We start from the raw sequence: 17,824 nt of genomic DNA on the forward strand, positions 1-17,824 counted from the left end.
TGTTTTACCATCTGGGAACGTCACTGTAACCGTTGATCCTGGTTCGGCAGTGCCACCAATTGTTGTATCTTCGCTTGTTACTTCATTCACCGTTGGTGCTGCAGGTGCTGTTATGTCTTTCACTGTTGTTGTTATAGAATCTGAGATATTTCCATTACAATCCATCGCTGATATTAATAGTTCTTCGTCACCTTTTAAATCTATTTTTTCAGGAATAGTAATTGTATATTCACCTTGGTTATTTGCTTTACTTTCTGCTGTAGTACCATCTGGGAACGTTACGGTTACCGTTGAGCCTGGCTCTGCTGTGCCACTTACTGTTGTAGCTTCACTTGTTACTTCTTTCACTGTTGGTGCCTCTGGCGCTGTTGCATCAACTACTATTGTTGAAGCTTCTGTTGATTTATTATTAGATTTATCTTGTGCTATCGCTTGAATCTCTTCGCCACCAATTAAATCAATAGCATCTGGAATATCTACTCTAAAGTTACCGTGTTCATCCGCTTCTACATCAACCGTGATATTACCAGGGAATGTGATTGTGACTGTTGAATTAGGTTCTGAACTTCCCACAATTTGTGCGTCTTCACTTGATACTCTATTTATTTTAGGTGCATCCGGTGCTGTCTTATCTATAACAATCGTTGAAGTTGGATTTGAAATATTTCCTGTTTTATCTGTTGCTGTTACTTGTAGTTCTTCTCCACCTTCTAATTTAGTACCAAACGTAATATCTATTGTGTAATTACCTTGACCATCTGCTGTTCCTGTTGCCGTTGTCCCATCTGGGAACGTTACTGTAACCGTTGAGCCTGGTTCGGCAGTGCCACCGATTGTTGTATCTTCGCTTGTTACTTCTTTCACCGTCGGTGCCTCTGGTGCTGTTGTATCTTTAACCGTTGTTTTAACTGGTTCTGTTTCATTACCAGCATCGTCTGTAGATGTAACTTGTATTTCTTCGCCGCCTTCTAAACTAACTTCATTCGGAATTGCTATTGTATAATTTCCTGTTTCATCTGTTGCACCAGTAGCTGTTTCACCATTTGGAAATTTGATTGTTATTGTAGAATTTGGTTCTGCTGTCCCACTAATATTTTTATCTTGGCTAGTTACACTGTTAACCGTTGGTGGTGCAGGTGCTGTTGCATCTGTTACTGTTGTTGATCCAGCATGAGAAACATTACCAGCACTATCTTTTGATGTAGCACTAATCGTTTCTTTACCTTGTAACCCTTCATTTTCTGGGATAGTTACAGTGAAATTCCCATCTTGATCTGCTTTAGTTTCCACAACTTTGCCACTTGGGAATGTCACACTAACTGTCGAATTTGCTTCTGCTGTGCCTTTAACCTCTGTACTTACACTTGTCACATGGCTTATTTGTGGTGCATCTGGCGCTGTTGCATCTATGACTTGAGTGCTACCTTTTTGAGAAACGTTACCTGCTTTGTCTTTCGACGTAGCTACTATCGTTTCCCCACCTTGTAATCCTTCGTTTTCTGGAATATCTACTGTGAAGTTTCCATCTTGATCTGCTACTACATCTACAACTTCGCCACTCGGGAATGTCACACTAACTGTTGAATTTGCTTCTGCTTGCCCATTCAATTGCTTACTATTACTATTGACGTCATTTAATGTAGGAGCATCTGGAGCTGTTATGTCTGTTACTATACGCGTCGCAACAGGTGATTCATTACCTGCTTTATCTGTTGCTATAGCTTTAAATACTTCGCCACCTTGAAGAGTGACACCACTCGGTATATCTACTGCATATTTACCCTGACTGTCAGCAGTTGTTGAAACTTTGCCACCACCTGGGAAAGCAACAGTTACTGTTGAATTAGGTTCTGCTGTACCAGTTACTTGTGTGGCTTTACTTGTTATTGGATTTATCACTGGTGCGTCTGGTGCTGTCGCATCTGTTACTGTAATTTGATCTGAAACTTCACTTGTTTTTCCACCTTTACTAGCTGTTGCAGTTAAAATAGTTCCAGCTTTCAATGGTTGATTCAATGTTAAAGAGGCAGCTGAACCATCATTAGGAATTTGAACTTTTCCAATTTCAACATTGTTATTATCTTTAATCGTAACAGTTGCACCCGCTGCACCATTAACTTTAATTACTGTATCATTGTCATCAACTGGATTAATTGATGGTGTTGGTACCTTGGAAATATCAATAACTTCGAATGTATTCACTTCATCATTTTCATAATTAGGTGAATCGATTGCGATAGTGTAGGTGCCCTCAGGTGATTGTGGTATAGATACTGAGAAAGTGCCATCAGGATTGACTGTTGATGTACCAATGACTTTTCCAGTTGCATCTAACACTTTTGCAGTTTGAGTTGCTGCACCTTCTTTTAATGGAACTGACCCAGTTACAACTCTAGCCTCATTTGTAATATCAGCCGCATCAGGTTTACCAACTAATGGTGACGTTTTATAATTGATAACTTCATCACCATCATTTTTACCATCTCCATCTGTATCTTCGTTTTCAGGATCTGAAAGTGATACTTGTCGTTCATATCGATCTAGTAAACCATCTTTATCATAATCTTGTAGTGCTAAAGTTGAAGTCCCTAACGTATTATTTATTAAAAGATTATTACTATCAGTTAAATAACCTGCGAAAGTAAAATCTTCTTTTTGTTTTGTTGTTTCTCGAATAAGATTACCTTCAGAATCATATTCTGCATCTTTAGTTAATATATTATTTACACTTTGATTTAATTTAATTACAATACGAACGCCTACTGTTTCTGGTAATAAATTGTTAAACTCGATTAATTTACTTAAGTCATTACTAGTAATTGTGCCATTACCAATACTATCAAGCTGTAAATCTGCTACTTTGTCTCCAGTATGATATGTCTTGTCAAAGCCTGAAAGACCTTTGTAGTCATATGTGTGTAATTCTACTCCTTCAATATATGGTAATAAATCTTTATCTATTTGATAGTTATATGACCATTGTTTTCCTTTAGCTTTAGAATATGAGAAAATACCATTTTTCATAATTTGTTGATCAATCAGTATTCCTCCGTGTTCTCCCACAGAACCATCATATGTAGCAGAGCCGCTACTTGCTTTAAATGCATTACTATTTTCTGGAGAAAGGTTATTTTCTAATTGACTTAAATCTTTGTCAGCTGTAGTTAAGAAATAACCGCTACTTTCAGAAGTCTTAACAATTTTATTAGATAGTGAATCTCTAACAAACATTTGATAATTCAACTTATTATTACTTAATTCTCCAGATGCATTCAAAATGTTACCCACTGTATCATCTAATTCTATTTTACCGTTAGTCGCTGTATACTGTGATAATATTTCAGCGCCTCCGAACAAACCATCATTTGCTCTGATAAAATTAATTTCCCAAGTATTAGTGAAATCACCGTTTTCATCTTTTAATCTTATAAATTCAACAGGGGTATTTCTACCACTAGGATTAGCAGATATTTTTGTGACATGACTTGCTATTTTCGGATCCAATTTCAAATCAATTTTATAGCGATCCCCTGAATTTGAGCCTGACATGTAACTATGAATATCAAAAGGAATGACATTGCTGTCTAGAGTCTTTTGTGAATCTAACTTACTTGGATCAAAAATCAATGATGCAAATGTATAGTTGTCCATATAGCCCAGTGATTTTTCAACTTTTTCATTTTGTTCTACTGCTGCTCGTAATGCAGTTGGCGTAGCCATTGAACGCAACAAAGTACGTTTTGGAGTGGCTAACGTTTTCGCTTTATCTTGTTCATTCGAAAGTTGAATAATTGAAGCCTTTAAAATTTCAATATTTATTGCTTCATCAGTTGTATTTTTATAATCAATATCAGCGTTTTCTAAAATTGCTTTAGTGTCTTCTGTTGAAAGCTGACTATTTAAATAATCTTCAACTGCCTTTTGTTTATTCTCTGTTTCTGACAGTTGTTTTGTTAATTTTGATTGTGTGTGATTACTCGTTTCAGGATTTTTCGTCATTTCTGTAGTTTTTTCATCATCAGAAGATGGTTCAGTAGATGGTTGTTTATCATTTTGCCCATCTAAATTTTCTGTTCTAGTGCCTTCTTTTGTATTATTAGAAGTGTCAGGATTTTTTTCTAGTGATTTTTCAGTTGGCGCTTCATTGCTAGATACATCTGTATCTTTTGTTGTTTCTGTTGTTGTTTCTGTTGACGTCTCATTTGTTGAATCTTTTACTTTATTGTTATCCGTTGTTGTTTCATTACTTTCAGTTGCTCTTTCTTGATCAGATTCTTCTTTGTTCGTACTATCTTCATCTAAATGTGAAGTATCACTGTTTTCATCTTGTTTTGTTTCAGATGTATCTGCTTTTTCTGTTGTTTGTTTATTCAAAACCTCATTTGTAGATTCATTCTCGTTTGTAGACTCATTAGTGTTATTATATTCTTCTTGTTGACCTAAGGTTGCGTCGTTATTATCTGGCTCTTTTTGATTCTTACTTAGATCATTATCAGTTTCTTCTTTTTGTAATCAATTTTCAGAATTTTCTGTCTTTTCTTCAGTAACATTGTTTTCACTGCGACTTAACGTTGTGTCATTTTCTTCTACACTTTTTATGTCTTGCACATCAAGTGCTTCACCTTTATCTGAATCATTAGCCTTATTATCATTCGTAATTGAGTCTAATTCAGCAGCTTTTGCTTCACTACTTACTCCAAATACAAGTGTCGCCCCAATCAATAATGATGCTGTTCCAACTGTAAACTTTCTAATAGAGTATTTATTTAACCTATTAGGTAAAAATCCTTGTTTGTTTTTCATCTTTTCCCACCTCAAAATAAACTTTATCACAATTTAATTCTACTCAATTAATTCGAAAAATCAAGATATTTCTTAAAGGTAAGTTATTAATGTAAAAAAATGTCGCAAATTACAGTTGTTCGCCATTTTAAATTTATATGTTTTAGCATGCCACAATCAAGATATTTTCAATATTGTTAATTTCTATATAGTTTCAGAAATTCTGTTTTACGAACAATTTTCTCCATTAAGCATGATAAAAAAATTGTTTTAAATTGTAAAATTAATTAAACAATGAAATGCCATACAAAAATAAAGAAGTTTTCAATCGTTCATATAGAGTTCACAATCTTACCTTATATTTAAATTAAACATTCATTACAGGAGGTCGTTAAAATGAAAAAATTAATGTTCAGTTCAGCATTTTATACATTATTAGGCATGCTAAGTGGTTTATTTTATAGAGAGATGTCAAAAGCAGAAAACTTTAGTGGTTATTCGCAATTAAATGTAACACATACACATTTACTTGTTTTAGGTACAATTATGTTTTTAATATTTATGGTGATAGAACATCAATTAAAACTTACTCAACACCACACTTTATTTAACTATTTCTTTTATGTCTATCATATCGGTGTATTATTAACGGTTGCTATGCAATTTGTTAATGGTATAGCAACTATGAAAGGTTTTGAAGTGAGCCCTGCTATTGCTGGTATTTCAGGATTAGGTCACATTGCTATTTCTATCGCTTTCATTTTATTCTTTGTATTATTAAATTAAAGTATTAATGTCAATTCTAAATAAACGTAGATATAATTAAAGGTCGAATCACATTTCTAAACATAGAAATCGATTCGACCTTTTGACTTTCATATTAACAATAGTAAAAAACCTAAAATTATAATAAACAAGTAAATCCATTTTTCAAAATTATGATAAGTCGTATGGTTTATAAGATACTTTCCAACAACAACTGAAATAATCAAACAAGGTATGCTCAATAAAAATAATGATACCGTTTGACTGGTCCATATTCCTCCAGATGCTTGACCGATCACTACGAATATCGCTGTAATTAAAAAATGGGCTTGTATTGTACTTCTAAAATCTTTAATATGCCAAGGCGCCATTGTGCCATAAATGACAACTGGTACACCATGTGAATTATACAAACTTCCTAATACACCTGAAATCATACCTGTTAGGCTTGGCCATATGTTAGATTTTAATATGATATTATATCTATTTTTAAAAAAGGTAATTTTCCCAAACGCATATATACCATATAATATTAAAAATAACCCAAGCATAATTTGTATAAATGAAGTTGCAATATACTGTAAAATCAAAATACCAAGTGGAATACCTAATAAACTCCCCAACAACATTAATAATAGTACTTTAATTTTTATATTTCTATAGTCTAAAAATATATTTAAACTCGCTACTGTTAGTCCAGCCAACCCCACCAGTGAAATAGATGTATGTAGGTTTAATCCTATCAATGCTAAAAGTGGCATACTCACGAGTGCTTCCCCAAAACCAAAATATGTTCTGACTAATCCACCTAAAAATATAGAAATCAAAATGTAAACTAAAAATAAATCCATGCTTTAACTCCTGATTCAATGCGTCATCCATAACAGCCATATCTCTTCTATTAATATTATGTTACTTATTAATTTATTTTGTTAACACTTACTAACGCTTATAATAATAACATTTCATAAACTATCAAATTGATTATATCAAACTTTCATTATAATATTTTAAAAATCAGAGCACGCTTTATTCTACTATCATTCATAAACGCTCAAACTTGCTTTTTTTCTATAAAGGAAATATATTATACAAAACTAGTATATTTTTTATACCGTTAGTGTTTAATCTACACGATAGTGGTTATGAGTATTGAGAAGTTTTATTACTATCATACTTAAAACACAAGCAACTAGAAAGTTTATTACGAGGAGGTATTATATGAATATCGTTGGTCACCATCACATTTCAATGTATACAAAAAACGCTCAAAAAAACAAAGATTTTTATACTCAAATTTTAGGACTAAGACTGGTTGAAAAGTCAGTTAACCAAGACAATCCTAAAATGTACCATTTGTTTTTTGGAGATGAAATTGGTTCGGCTGGGACACTATTAAGTTTTTTTGAAATACCACTTTTAGGAAAAAACCGTCCAGGAACTGATTCTATATATCGCTTATCATTACTTATACCTGACGAAAGTGCTTTGAATTTTTTTAAAGAAAGATTAAGTCAATTCAATATTACATGGACACCGTTAGTTTATTTAAATCAGCCTGCCATTACCTTTAAAGATATAGATGGTTTGGAGATCATTTTATTAGTTAATGACAATTATTATACACCGAATGCTTGGAGAAAAAATCCATATACTGAGATACCTGAGCAATACCAAATTTTAGGAATGGGTCCTGTAGAACTAAGAGTTAAAAATGCTCAAGCTACACTCGATTTTTTAAAAAATAGCTTATCATATACACTTAGAAGTGATTTAAACGAAACCGTGATGACTTTAGATCATAACGGATTATATACTGATTTTGTTATTGTAGAACAACAAGGTGAACGTGCTCGACCTGGCCAAGGTTATGTGCACCATATTGCTGTTAATACACCAAAAGATAGTGATTTAAATTCAATTCATAAAATAATAGAGCAACAACCTGAAAATAACTCAGGAATTATAGACCGATATTTTTTCAAATCTTTATATTTTAGACAAAACCGTATTTTATACGAATTTGCCACGGATGAACCTGGGTTTACAGTAGATACAAAAATAGAAGATTTGGGTAAACATTTAAATTTACCAGACTTTATGGAACCACAACGTACAGAAATTGAAAATAATCTACATGAATTATAGAAAGGTGATTATATGGCACAGTTAAAAATGAATGAAAATACTCCATTAGAATTTGGACTCTACTCATTGGGTGACCATTTATTAAATCCACATAATGGAGAAAAAGTGAGTTATGAACAAAGAATTAATGAACTTATTGAAGCTAGTCAATTAGCTGAACAGGCTGGTATTGATGTATTTGGTATCGGTGAAAGCCACCAAGAACATTTTACAACACAAGCACATACAGTAGTTTTAGGTGCCGTAGCACAAGCCACTAAAACAATAAAAATTTCCAGTTCTTCTAGTATTATAAGTGCTGCAGATCCTGTAAGGGTATTTGAAGATTTTGCTACTTTAGACTTAATTTCACATGGCCGAGCTGAAATTGTAGCAGGTCGTGCTTCACGAACAGGTATATTTGATTTATTTGGATTAGATTTGAATAATTATGATGAACTTTGTGAAGAAAAACTTAATTTATTAATGGAATTAAATAAAACAGATAAAATTACTTGGTCAGGCAAATTCAGACCTGATTTAAATAATATGAAGATTTTCCCACGTCCAATTGATGACACATTACCTATTTGGCGTGCAGTCGGAGGACCTCCAGCAAGTGCTATCAAAGCAGGTAGGCAAGGAATACCAATGATGATTACAACACTCGGTGGTCCAGCAATGACTTTTCAAGATTCTATAGAACAGTACAGATTAGCTGCAAAAGAAAATGGTTATGATAATTCACCTGAATCTTTACCAGTATCAACAGCAAGTTTATTTTATACTGCTGACACTACTCAAGATGCTTTAAAAGAATTCTACCCGCATCTAAATGTTGGAATGTCATTTATCAGAGGTGCAGGTTATCCAAAACAACAATTTGCAAAGGCCCCTGACTATAGAGATGCCTTAATGGTTGGTAGCCCACAACAAATCATTGAAAAAATTCTATATCAACATGAGTTATATAATCACCAACGATTTATGGCACAAATTGATTTTGGCGGTGTTCCATTTAATAAAATTATGAAAAATATAGACCTTATAGGCAATGAAATTATTCCAACAGTAAAAAAACATTTAAGAAAGTAGGTCAATGATACTATGAATATTGTATTACTATCTGGCTCTAGCGTTGGTTCAAAAACGCGTACTGCTATGACATATTTGAATCAAGCACTTATGAATCAAGATGATACACACCATATTAATTTTATTGATTTAAAAGAATTAGAACTAGTGTTTAGTGATGGCAGAAATTATTTAGATTACAATGGCGATACATTATATCTTACGCAAACTTTGATGAATGCTGATGTCATTTTTATCGGATTCCCAATTTTCCAAGCTTCTATTCCCGGTACATTAAAAAATGTATTTGATTTACTACCAGTTAATGCATTTAAAGATAAAATAGTAAGTATACTTGCAACTGCAGGATCGCCAAAACATTATCTCATCCCAGAAACACAACTAAAACCAATATTAGGTTATATGAAGGCACATATTATGCAAACTTATGTATTTATAGAAGAACGCGATTTTTCAAATAATGAGATTGTAAACGATGATATTTTATTTAGGATAGATGATTTAGTTTCATCTACATTACGTACTTCAAAAGCATATGCACAAGTTTTGAAAGAAGAAGAAGATCAATATGATTTCTAATTAATGATCATCAATATATTAAAATTCACGGTTACTAAGTTTTAAGACTTATTTTGTTTACATTATTAGGAACAAAATAAGTCTTTTTTAATTACTATATACCATTAATTTTATTAAAAAAGCACTTTGGAGACTAGACTTTTAATCTAATCATTCCAAAGTGCTTATAAATCCAATGAAACTTTTTAAGTTTTAAACTTAATGTTCTGTGTTTTTATCACTTTTTAAGTATCTTCTATAAACAATCATTAATCCTAAAATTCCAAATAGAATTTCGAATGCATAAGGGTTATTTTTGTCTAATCCACTATACGGTAAATTCATATTTAAATTATTTTCTTTGTTTGGATTTACAAATAAGTTTTTGTTTAATCCTTCAAGATTGTGATGATTATTTTGAACATTAAATTGACGTGAATGCATGTCTAGCAACTTATTATTTTTAGTCGCTTTTTCGTCATTTTCAAAATGACTTGAATTATATTTGTCATTTATTTTATCCATACCTAATGACTGTTTCTTATCTGATATACCATTACTATCTATATCTTTTACTTTTGATATTATTTCAGATGTGACTTTATCTAAGTTAGTCTGTAATTCAGCAATATTTGATGTACCGTTTGGCAAGTTACTTATTTTTTCTTTTGCAATACTTCTTAATGAATCTAATTTTTCAATTAGTTTGTCTAAGTCAGCTTGTTCACTTGGCGTAATCAAACCATCTTTTCTAATTTCTTTTATTTTATTAATCACTTTTGTTTGTGCTGCTTTAGCATCAGCAATTGCTTTTTTAGCTTCCGATACTTGTTTTGTATCTTGAACACCATTACTATCTGCATCATTTACTTCTGGTGACGTTACGGATGGAATTTCATTTAATTTTCTTTGTAACTCTGCTTTTCCTACTGTGCCGTTTGGTACTTTGGCTAACTTGTCTTTCACTGCTTGTTTTTCTTTATCTAATTTTTGAATCAACTGATCAATTTCTGCTTTCTCTTTTGGATTTACTAGTCCATCGGATTGAATCTCTGCTAGTTTCTTATCTACTGCTGCTTTTGTTGATTCTGTTGCTTTAATCGCTTTACTTACCCCTAACACTTGTTTTGTATCTAGGACACCAGTACTATCTGCATCATTCACTTCTGGTGATGTTACTGATGGTATTTGATTTAGTTTTCTTTGTAACTCTGCTTTTCCTGCTGTGCCGTTTGGTACTTTGGCTAACTTGTCTTTCACTGCTTGTTTTTCTTTATCTAATTTTTGAATCAACTTATCAATTTCTGCTTTTTCTTTTGGATTTACTAGTCCATCGGATTGAATCTCTGCTAGTTTCTTATCTACTGCTGCTTTTGTTGATTCTGTTGCTTTAATCGCTTTACTTACCTCTGATACTTGTTTTGTATCTTGAACACCATTACTATCTGCATCATTCACTTCTGGTGATGTTATCGATACGATATTATCCAATCTTCTTTGTAACGTATCTTTACCCGCAGTTCCGTTTGGTACATTCTCTAATTTCTCTTTCGCTACTTGTTTCGCAGTTTCTAATGTTTGAATCAACTGGTCTATTGCTGCTTTTTCCTCTGGAGCCACTAAGCCGTCGGATGTGATTTCAGTTAATTTTTTATCCACTGCTGTTTTTGCTTTTTCAGCTGCTTCTATCGCTTTTTCCGCCTCTGATAATTGTTCTATATCCAAGATACCGTTACTATCTGCATCATTTACTTCTGGTGATGTTATCGATACGATATTATCCAATCTTCTTTGTAACACATCTTTACCTGGTATGCCATCCGGTACAGTATTCAATTTATTTTTCGCTGATTGTTTGATTACTTTCAATCCAAAGATTAGTCTATCAATTTCGGCTGCTTCACTTGGAGTTACTAAACCATCGAATGTTATCTCAGACAATTTTTTATCCACTGATGCTTTTGCTTTTTCCACATCTTCTATGATATGAGACATTTCTAACAATTGGTCTGTATCTAAAACGCCATTACTATCTGTATCGTTTATCTCTGGTGACGTTACTGATGTGATGTTATCCAATCTTGTTTGTAAATCATCTTTACCCGCAGTGCCGCTTGGTACGCTATTTAGCTTTTCTTTTGCCGTTTGTTTTGCGCTTTCTAATGTTTGAATTAATGCATCTACTTCAGATTTTTCATCTGGCGTTACTAGACCATCTGATGTTATTTCTGTTAACTTGTTGTCCACTGTCGTTTGGGCTTGTTCCGCATTCACTACTGCTTGAGACGCTTCGGATAATTGCTCAGTATCTAGCACACCATTGTTATCTGCATCGTTCACTTCTGGTGATGTTACGGATGTGATATTGTCCAATCTTGTTTGTAACTCGGCTTTCCCTGCGGTACCATTTGGCACACTACCTAATTTCTCTTTCGCTGCTTGTTTCGCGCTTTCTAATGTTTGGATTAACGCATCTACGCTCGCTTTTTCATCTGGAGTCACTAATCCATCTGCTGTTACCTCAGACAATTTTGTATCTATTGCTGCTTTTGCCTGTTCCACATTCACTACTGCTTTTCCTGCTTCAGAAATGTGTTGATTATCTCCATTACCATCACTATCTACATCATTTACTTCTGGTGATGTTACGGATTTAATGTTATCCAATCTTGTTTGGAGCTCATCTTTCCCTATGGTACCGCTCGGTACGCTATTTATTTTCTCTTTTGCAGTTTGTTTCGCGCTTTCTAATGCTTGAATTAACGCATCTACTTCTGCCTTTTCGTTTGGAGTCACCAATCCATCTGCTGTGATTTCAGTCAATTTCGTATCCACTGTCACTTTCGCTTTTTCCGCACTTACTACTGCTTGCGTTGCTTCAAACAATTGGTCTGTATCTAATTTACCATTACTATCCGCATCGTTTACTTCTGGTGATGTTACTGAAGCGATGCTGTCTAATCTTGTTTGGAGGTCACCTTTACCTGCAGTACCATTCGGCACACTTTCTAGTTTCTCTTTTGCAGTTTGTTTCGCGCTTTCTAATGCTTGGATTAACACATCTACTTCTGATTTCTCATCTGGTGTTACTAAGCCATCGGATGTTATCTCAGACAATTTTTTATCCACTGATGCTTTTGCTTTTTCCACATCTGCTATGATATGAGACATTTCTAACAATTTCTCTGAATCTAACTTACCATTACTATTCGCATCATTTACTTCTGGTGACGTTACTGATGTGATATTATCCAATCTTGCTTGTAAATCATCTTTACCCGCAGTACCATTCGGTACATTGTTTATCTTCTCTTTCGCCGTTTGTTTCACGGCTTCTAATGTTTGAATTAACGCGTCTACTGAAGTTTTTTCGTCTAGAGTCACTAAACCATCTGCTGTGATTTCGGCCAATTTCATATCCACTGCGATTTTTGCTTGTTCGGCTTTCGTCACTGCTTGCGATGCTTCTGATAATTGCTCTGTATCCAACACGCCATTACTATCTGCATCATTTATTTCTGGTGATGTTACGGATGTGATATTGTCTAATCTTCTTTGTAATACATCTTTACCTGTTGTGCCATCCGGTATAGTATTCAATTTATTTTTCGCTGATTGTTTGATTACTTTCAATCCAAAGATTAGTCTATCAATTTCGGCTGCTTCATTCGGAGTCACTAATCCATCTGCTGTTATCTCAGACAATTTTGTATCCACTGCTACTTTTGCCTTTTCCACATCTGCTATGATATGAGAAATTTCTAACAATTTGTCTGTATCTAACACGTCATTACTATCCGCATCATTTACTTCTGGTGACGTTACAGAGGCGATGTTATCCAATCTTGTTTGTAGCTCATCTTTCCCTATGGTACCGCTCGGTACGCTATTTATTTTCTCTTTTGCAGTTTGTTTCGCGCTTTCTAATGTTTGGATTAACGCATCTACTTCGGCTTTTTCATCTGGTGTTACTAATCCGTCTGATGTTACTTCTGCCAATTTCGTATCAACTACGGTTTTCGCTTGTTCTGCATTCACTACTGCTTGACTTGCTTCTGATAATTGATCTGTGTCCAAGACTCCATTACTATCTGCGTCATTTACTTCTGGCGATGTTACTGAAGTGATATTATCTAGCCTTGTTTGGAGATCACCCTTGCCTGCGGTACCGTTCGGTACACTATTTACTTTCTCTTGTGCTGTTTGTTTCGATACTTCTAATGTTTGAATTAATGCATCTACTTCGGCTTTTTCATCTGGTGTTACTAATCCGTCTGATGTTACTTCTGCCAACTTCGTATCTACTACTGTTTTCGCTTGCTCTGCATTCACTACTGCTTGCGTTGCTTCGGATAATTGATCCGTATCCAAGACTCCGTTACCATCTGCATCGTTCACTTCTGGTGACGTTACAGATGAAATGTTATCCAATCTTGTTTGTAAATCTGTCTTACCTGCGGTACTAGATGGTACGCTATTTACCTTCTCTTTCGCTGTTTGCTTCGCTGTTTCTAATGCTTGGATTAACGCATCTACTTCGGCTTTTTCGTCCGGAGTCACTAAGCCATCTGCTGTAATATCAGATAACTTCGTATCCACTGCGGTTTTCGCTTGTTCTGCATTCACTACGGCTTGAGATGCCTCAAACAATTGGTCAGTATCCAAGACTCCGTTACCATCTGCATCGTTTACTTCTGGTGATGTTACGGATGCAATGTTAACCAATCTTGCTTGTAAATCTGTCTTACCTGCGATACTAGATGGTACGCTATTTACCTTCTCTTTCGCTGTTTGTTTCGCACTTTCTAATGTTTGGATTAACGCATCTACTGCGGCTTTTTCATCTGGTGTTACTAATCCATCTGCTGTAATATCAGATAACTTCGTATCCACTGCGGTTTTCGCTTGTTCTGCATTCACTACGGCTTGAGACGCTTCGGATAATTGGTCAGTATCCAAGACTCCATTACCATCTAAATCGTTTACTTCTGGTGATGTTACGGATGCAATGTTATCTAGCCTTGTTTGGAGATCATCTTTTCCTACTATGATATTCGATACATTATTTAATTTTTCTTTCGCTGTTTGTTTTGCGCTTTCTAATGTTTGTATTAACGCATCTACTGCGGCTTTTTCGTCCGGAGTCACTAATCCATCTGCTGTTACTTCTGCCAACTTCGTATCTACTGCTGCTTTTGTCTGTTCCGCATTCACTACTGCTTGTGTTGCTTCAGACAATTGTTCAGTATCTAGCACACCATTACTATCTGCATCGTTTACTTCTGGTAATGTTACGGATGTAATATCATTTATTCTTTTTCGTAATAAATCTTTATTAGTGAGGCCATTCGGTAGAGCGTCTAATACTTGTATTGCTGATGATTTGGCCTTTTCAATTTCTACATTCATTTTATCTATTTCGGCTTTTTCATCTGGTGTTACTAATTGGTCTTGCGTCACTTCACCTAGCTTTATTTTGGCTTGTTTTTGCACTTGTGTTGCTGCTTCTATAGCATCTTCTACTTTTTTGATTTTTGCTTTTTTCAAAGCTTCATTGATTGTTTCTGCCACTTCTTGGATATTAACAGCTTTATTAGTAATATTTACGCCTCTTAATACATTAGTGTCTGTAGTATCACTCAAGATATAACCAAATAATTTATCTTTATTCACATCAATATATTGATTAGCGTCAAAAGAAATGTAAAATTTTACTGATCCGCCTGATCCACCACCTCTATCAGGGTCACCATTTCCGCCACTGTTTGGACGTGTATATGAATAATAACCTAAATGATCTTGTCGTAGTACAACTCTTTGTCTACCTTCATAAACTGCTACGACCTGTTTAATTTTTTTATTGAGGCTATCATTTGGCCTTATCGCATAATTTTCAAATCTATACGTTCCTCTACCTTTTTCTTTTGACAATTCCATTGTTGCTATTAAAGCTTCACCATCATGTAACACTTCATCTTTTACTATACCAAAATCATTTTTAGTTACATCATTTTGATTTGTAAATGTATATATACCTTGATAATTCGGACTGTCACGATTAACTGTTAAATCTTTCATTTTTGACAGTAGTGTGTTTATATTATTCGCTTGACTCCCTGTGATTTTTCTATTTCTTGCTACAGAATAATCCCTATTAAAAATTCTGTCATAAGCCGCTTTATTATTTTTTAATGAAGTTTGTCTAATAATATTTCTTAAAAACAGCTTTCTTTCTTCTTCCGTTAGTTCTCCTCTATTTCTTTCTACTTCATTAAGTGCCGTCGCAATATAATCTCCGGCTCTTAATGAATTATAAGATAATCTAGGTCCAAAGTAATGGTAATTATTGCTTATTCCATTATAGTATCGATTTCGGTCGATACTTCTAGCTACTCGAGTTTTTGGAATATATTGCTTTTCTGGTTGTTTTTCATTTTTGACGTCTTTTTCGTTCGTGCTCAAACCTTTTTCTGATTCATTTTTCTCTATATTATTATTAGGCACTTCAACTTTCGTTTCAGTAACTCTATTTTCCATCGAAATCAAATTTTGAGTGACTGATTGCTCTTTTTCGTTCAATTTCGAATTACTATTTATTTTAGTATCTGTATTTTTGGCAGTTGATGATTGTTTTTTATCTATATCTGGCTTTTCAGTATCTAATGCCTTTATTTCCTCATCGTTTTTTATTGTTTCAGGTGTTTTTTCTTGTTTATCATTTTGTATATCTTGTTCTTTTACATCTGAATGGTCTGGTTGTTCTTTATTTTCAATAATAGTATCGGCATTTGACTCGAATTGTTGCGACGTTATCTCAGTACCTTCCTCAACTGATTTTGTATCTTTTGAAGCACTTTTGTTTTCTGTTTTATTATCAATTTCAGCTTGGATGGGTTGTTGTACTGTGTCATTGTTACTCTCTTTTTCTAATATATTATTAAAATTTGAATCATTGTTAGTGTTCTCTTTATCTACTTTAGGAGGTATTTCTTTCACTTCTTGTTGTTCTTTTTGTAAAGTATCAGCTTGGGCTTCTTCACTATGTTGAAAAATTAATAAACTTCCTAAAAGTACTGAAGCTGTTCCAATCGTAAATTTGCGTATGGAATATCTATTATTTCTCCTAGCCATATACTCTCTAAATATCCTCATTGTTATCTAACTCTCCTTTTCGATAGTAAAATCATTTTAGATGTTATTAAATTTAATACAATTTATATTTCTTTAATCATTATAATTTTAAATTTAATGACCAACAGTACTTATAATGCGTCAGTAAAAAAGTTGAATTTTTAAGTAAAATAGTGAGATAAAAACTTTTTTCCATCAAAAATGATTGTTATTAAACATAAAAAGACACATAAAAAACGATCGTTTTTTATGTGTCTCATATTAGTTATTGATTGTTTAAAATTCATTCTAATTAAGTGCTCGCTTTAAATCTTAATTCAAGCGATTTATCGCTAATCCATCAGTTGGCTCAAAAATAGTCATTTCTTTTTTATTCAGTAGATCTTCTGATAAATGTAGTTCAGTAATTTTATTAGAGTTATACCATTTAATATAAAATGTACGTGTCGTTAAATTTAAGACCGTCTGATATAACGTATAATGTAAATCATTTTGTTCATCTCTAACTGCGCCTTTAGGTATACTCATAATTTCCAATAATTTAAAAGCGTTAAGTATGTCTTGTTCAGGACTGTTTGCTGCTTCTTCTAAATAATTTTTCAAGTAAGCAATACGAACAAATCTTTCTGATGATGTGTATCCACCTGGTAAGCCATAGGTGCCACCTTCATTGCCTAATGATTTTAAATTAATATTAGCAAAATTTCTTTCATTTGGTTTATGTGGTGAAATGTTTATATAATTTCTTAAATTTTCATAATGCCAATTCAAATCAGGATTGTTAGTCAAAACGGCAACTGGATTGTCATTAACGACTATTTGACCTTTATCAAAAGTGAGTTCTACCGTTCTACCCGTATCATCAGAAATATGATAATGTAACGGTGGAACTTCAGAGAGATCGTTCAAAGTATGTGCCACGACATTAACATTTTGTGCGTTTTTAATTAAATCAGCTATGTTTTTGTTATAACCTAGTATCCAATTTATCACTTCATTTTGAGCAATATTCATATAGCCTGCTTTAGTTTCATTTGCATAAGAAGCATAGCCTCTGAAATATTGTACTGAAACACCAACGCCATGCTCGTTAACACCATCTCCAAATAAAAATCCTTCCATATCGCTGCCAGAACCTACGAAGCCATACAATGTTTCACCTTTATACTCTACACGCGATTCCCAGTAATAGTGGCGTGGTTGAACCGCTGGATTACCTTTTAATTGATAAACAAAATCCATTGTTCGACCTAATATAGCTTGATGATTTTCAGACATAAATGAAAAACCTGTACACATTGCTCATACGCTCCTTTATTAGCAATTTGCTAAATCTATTTTTGTCTTAATTATGATTGTAATTAAC

Annotated in this window: 8 protein-coding genes and 1 pseudogene; 4 read left to right on the forward strand and 5 right to left on the reverse strand. The window is 33.6% G+C overall.

Annotated elements, in window-relative coordinates; genetic code table 11:
- Both AB1J10_RS00005 and AB1J10_RS00010 read right to left on the reverse strand, forming a co-directional pair.
- Window positions 1-4,374 (reverse strand): Ig-like domain-containing protein (locus tag AB1J10_RS00005; protein ID WP_369002875.1); only part of this gene is annotated, 4,374 nt, incomplete at its 3' end.
- A 294-nt stretch (window positions 4,375-4,668) separates the two neighbouring features.
- Window positions 4,669-4,803, reverse strand: a pseudogene (locus AB1J10_RS00010) (YSIRK-type signal peptide-containing protein); the annotation flags it as partial.
- 375 nt (window positions 4,804-5,178) lie between these two features.
- Between AB1J10_RS00010 and AB1J10_RS00015 the strand changes: the two are divergent.
- Window positions 5,179-5,568, forward strand: coding sequence for a DUF2871 domain-containing protein (locus AB1J10_RS00015; RefSeq protein WP_369002876.1), 390 nt, complete (start codon window positions 5,179-5,181; stop codon window positions 5,566-5,568).
- 89 nt (window positions 5,569-5,657) lie between these two features.
- Here AB1J10_RS00015 and AB1J10_RS00020 read toward each other — a convergent pair whose 3' ends face one another.
- Window positions 5,658-6,398 carry a sulfite exporter TauE/SafE family protein gene (locus tag AB1J10_RS00020; protein ID WP_308889634.1) on the reverse strand — a complete coding sequence of 247 codons (741 nt, stop codon included), beginning with the start codon at window positions 6,396-6,398 and terminating at the stop codon, window positions 5,658-5,660.
- Between the two features lie 370 nt (window positions 6,399-6,768).
- On the opposite strand from AB1J10_RS00020, the gene AB1J10_RS00025 reads away from it, so the two are divergent.
- Genes AB1J10_RS00025 through AB1J10_RS00035 form a run of 3 tightly spaced genes read left to right on the forward strand, consistent with a single transcriptional unit; the run spans window position 6,769 to window position 9,348 of the window.
- Window positions 6,769-7,695, forward strand: a complete 927-nt coding sequence (locus tag AB1J10_RS00025) for a VOC family protein (protein ID WP_046206958.1) — start codon at window positions 6,769-6,771, stop codon at window positions 7,693-7,695.
- A 12-nt stretch (window positions 7,696-7,707) separates the two neighbouring features.
- Window positions 7,708-8,769 carry an LLM class flavin-dependent oxidoreductase gene (locus AB1J10_RS00030; RefSeq protein ID WP_369002878.1) on the forward strand — a complete coding sequence of 354 codons (1,062 nt, stop codon included), beginning with the start codon at window positions 7,708-7,710 and terminating at the stop codon, window positions 8,767-8,769.
- Between the two features lie 12 nt (window positions 8,770-8,781).
- Window positions 8,782-9,348, forward strand: coding sequence for an NADPH-dependent FMN reductase (locus tag AB1J10_RS00035; protein WP_046206956.1), 567 nt, complete (start codon window positions 8,782-8,784; stop codon window positions 9,346-9,348).
- A gap of 198 nt (window positions 9,349-9,546) precedes the next feature.
- Here AB1J10_RS00035 and AB1J10_RS00040 read toward each other — a convergent pair whose 3' ends face one another.
- Together AB1J10_RS00040 and AB1J10_RS00045 are read right to left on the reverse strand one after the other, a co-directional pair.
- Complete coding sequence (locus tag AB1J10_RS00040; protein WP_308889635.1) at window positions 9,547-16,479, reverse strand: GA-like domain-containing protein; 6,933 nt, start codon at window positions 16,477-16,479, stop codon at window positions 9,547-9,549.
- A gap of 291 nt (window positions 16,480-16,770) precedes the next feature.
- Window positions 16,771-17,757: a choloylglycine hydrolase family protein gene (locus tag AB1J10_RS00045; RefSeq protein ID WP_064209980.1), complete on the reverse strand. Its 987-nt coding sequence runs from the start codon at window positions 17,755-17,757 to the stop codon at window positions 16,771-16,773.
- Window positions 17,758-17,824: the final 67 nt, after the last annotated feature.

It is taken from the genome of Staphylococcus cohnii species complex 1663 (genome assembly GCF_041008415.1).
Classification (GTDB): Bacteria; Bacillota; Bacilli; order Staphylococcales; family Staphylococcaceae; genus Staphylococcus; species Staphylococcus ureilyticus.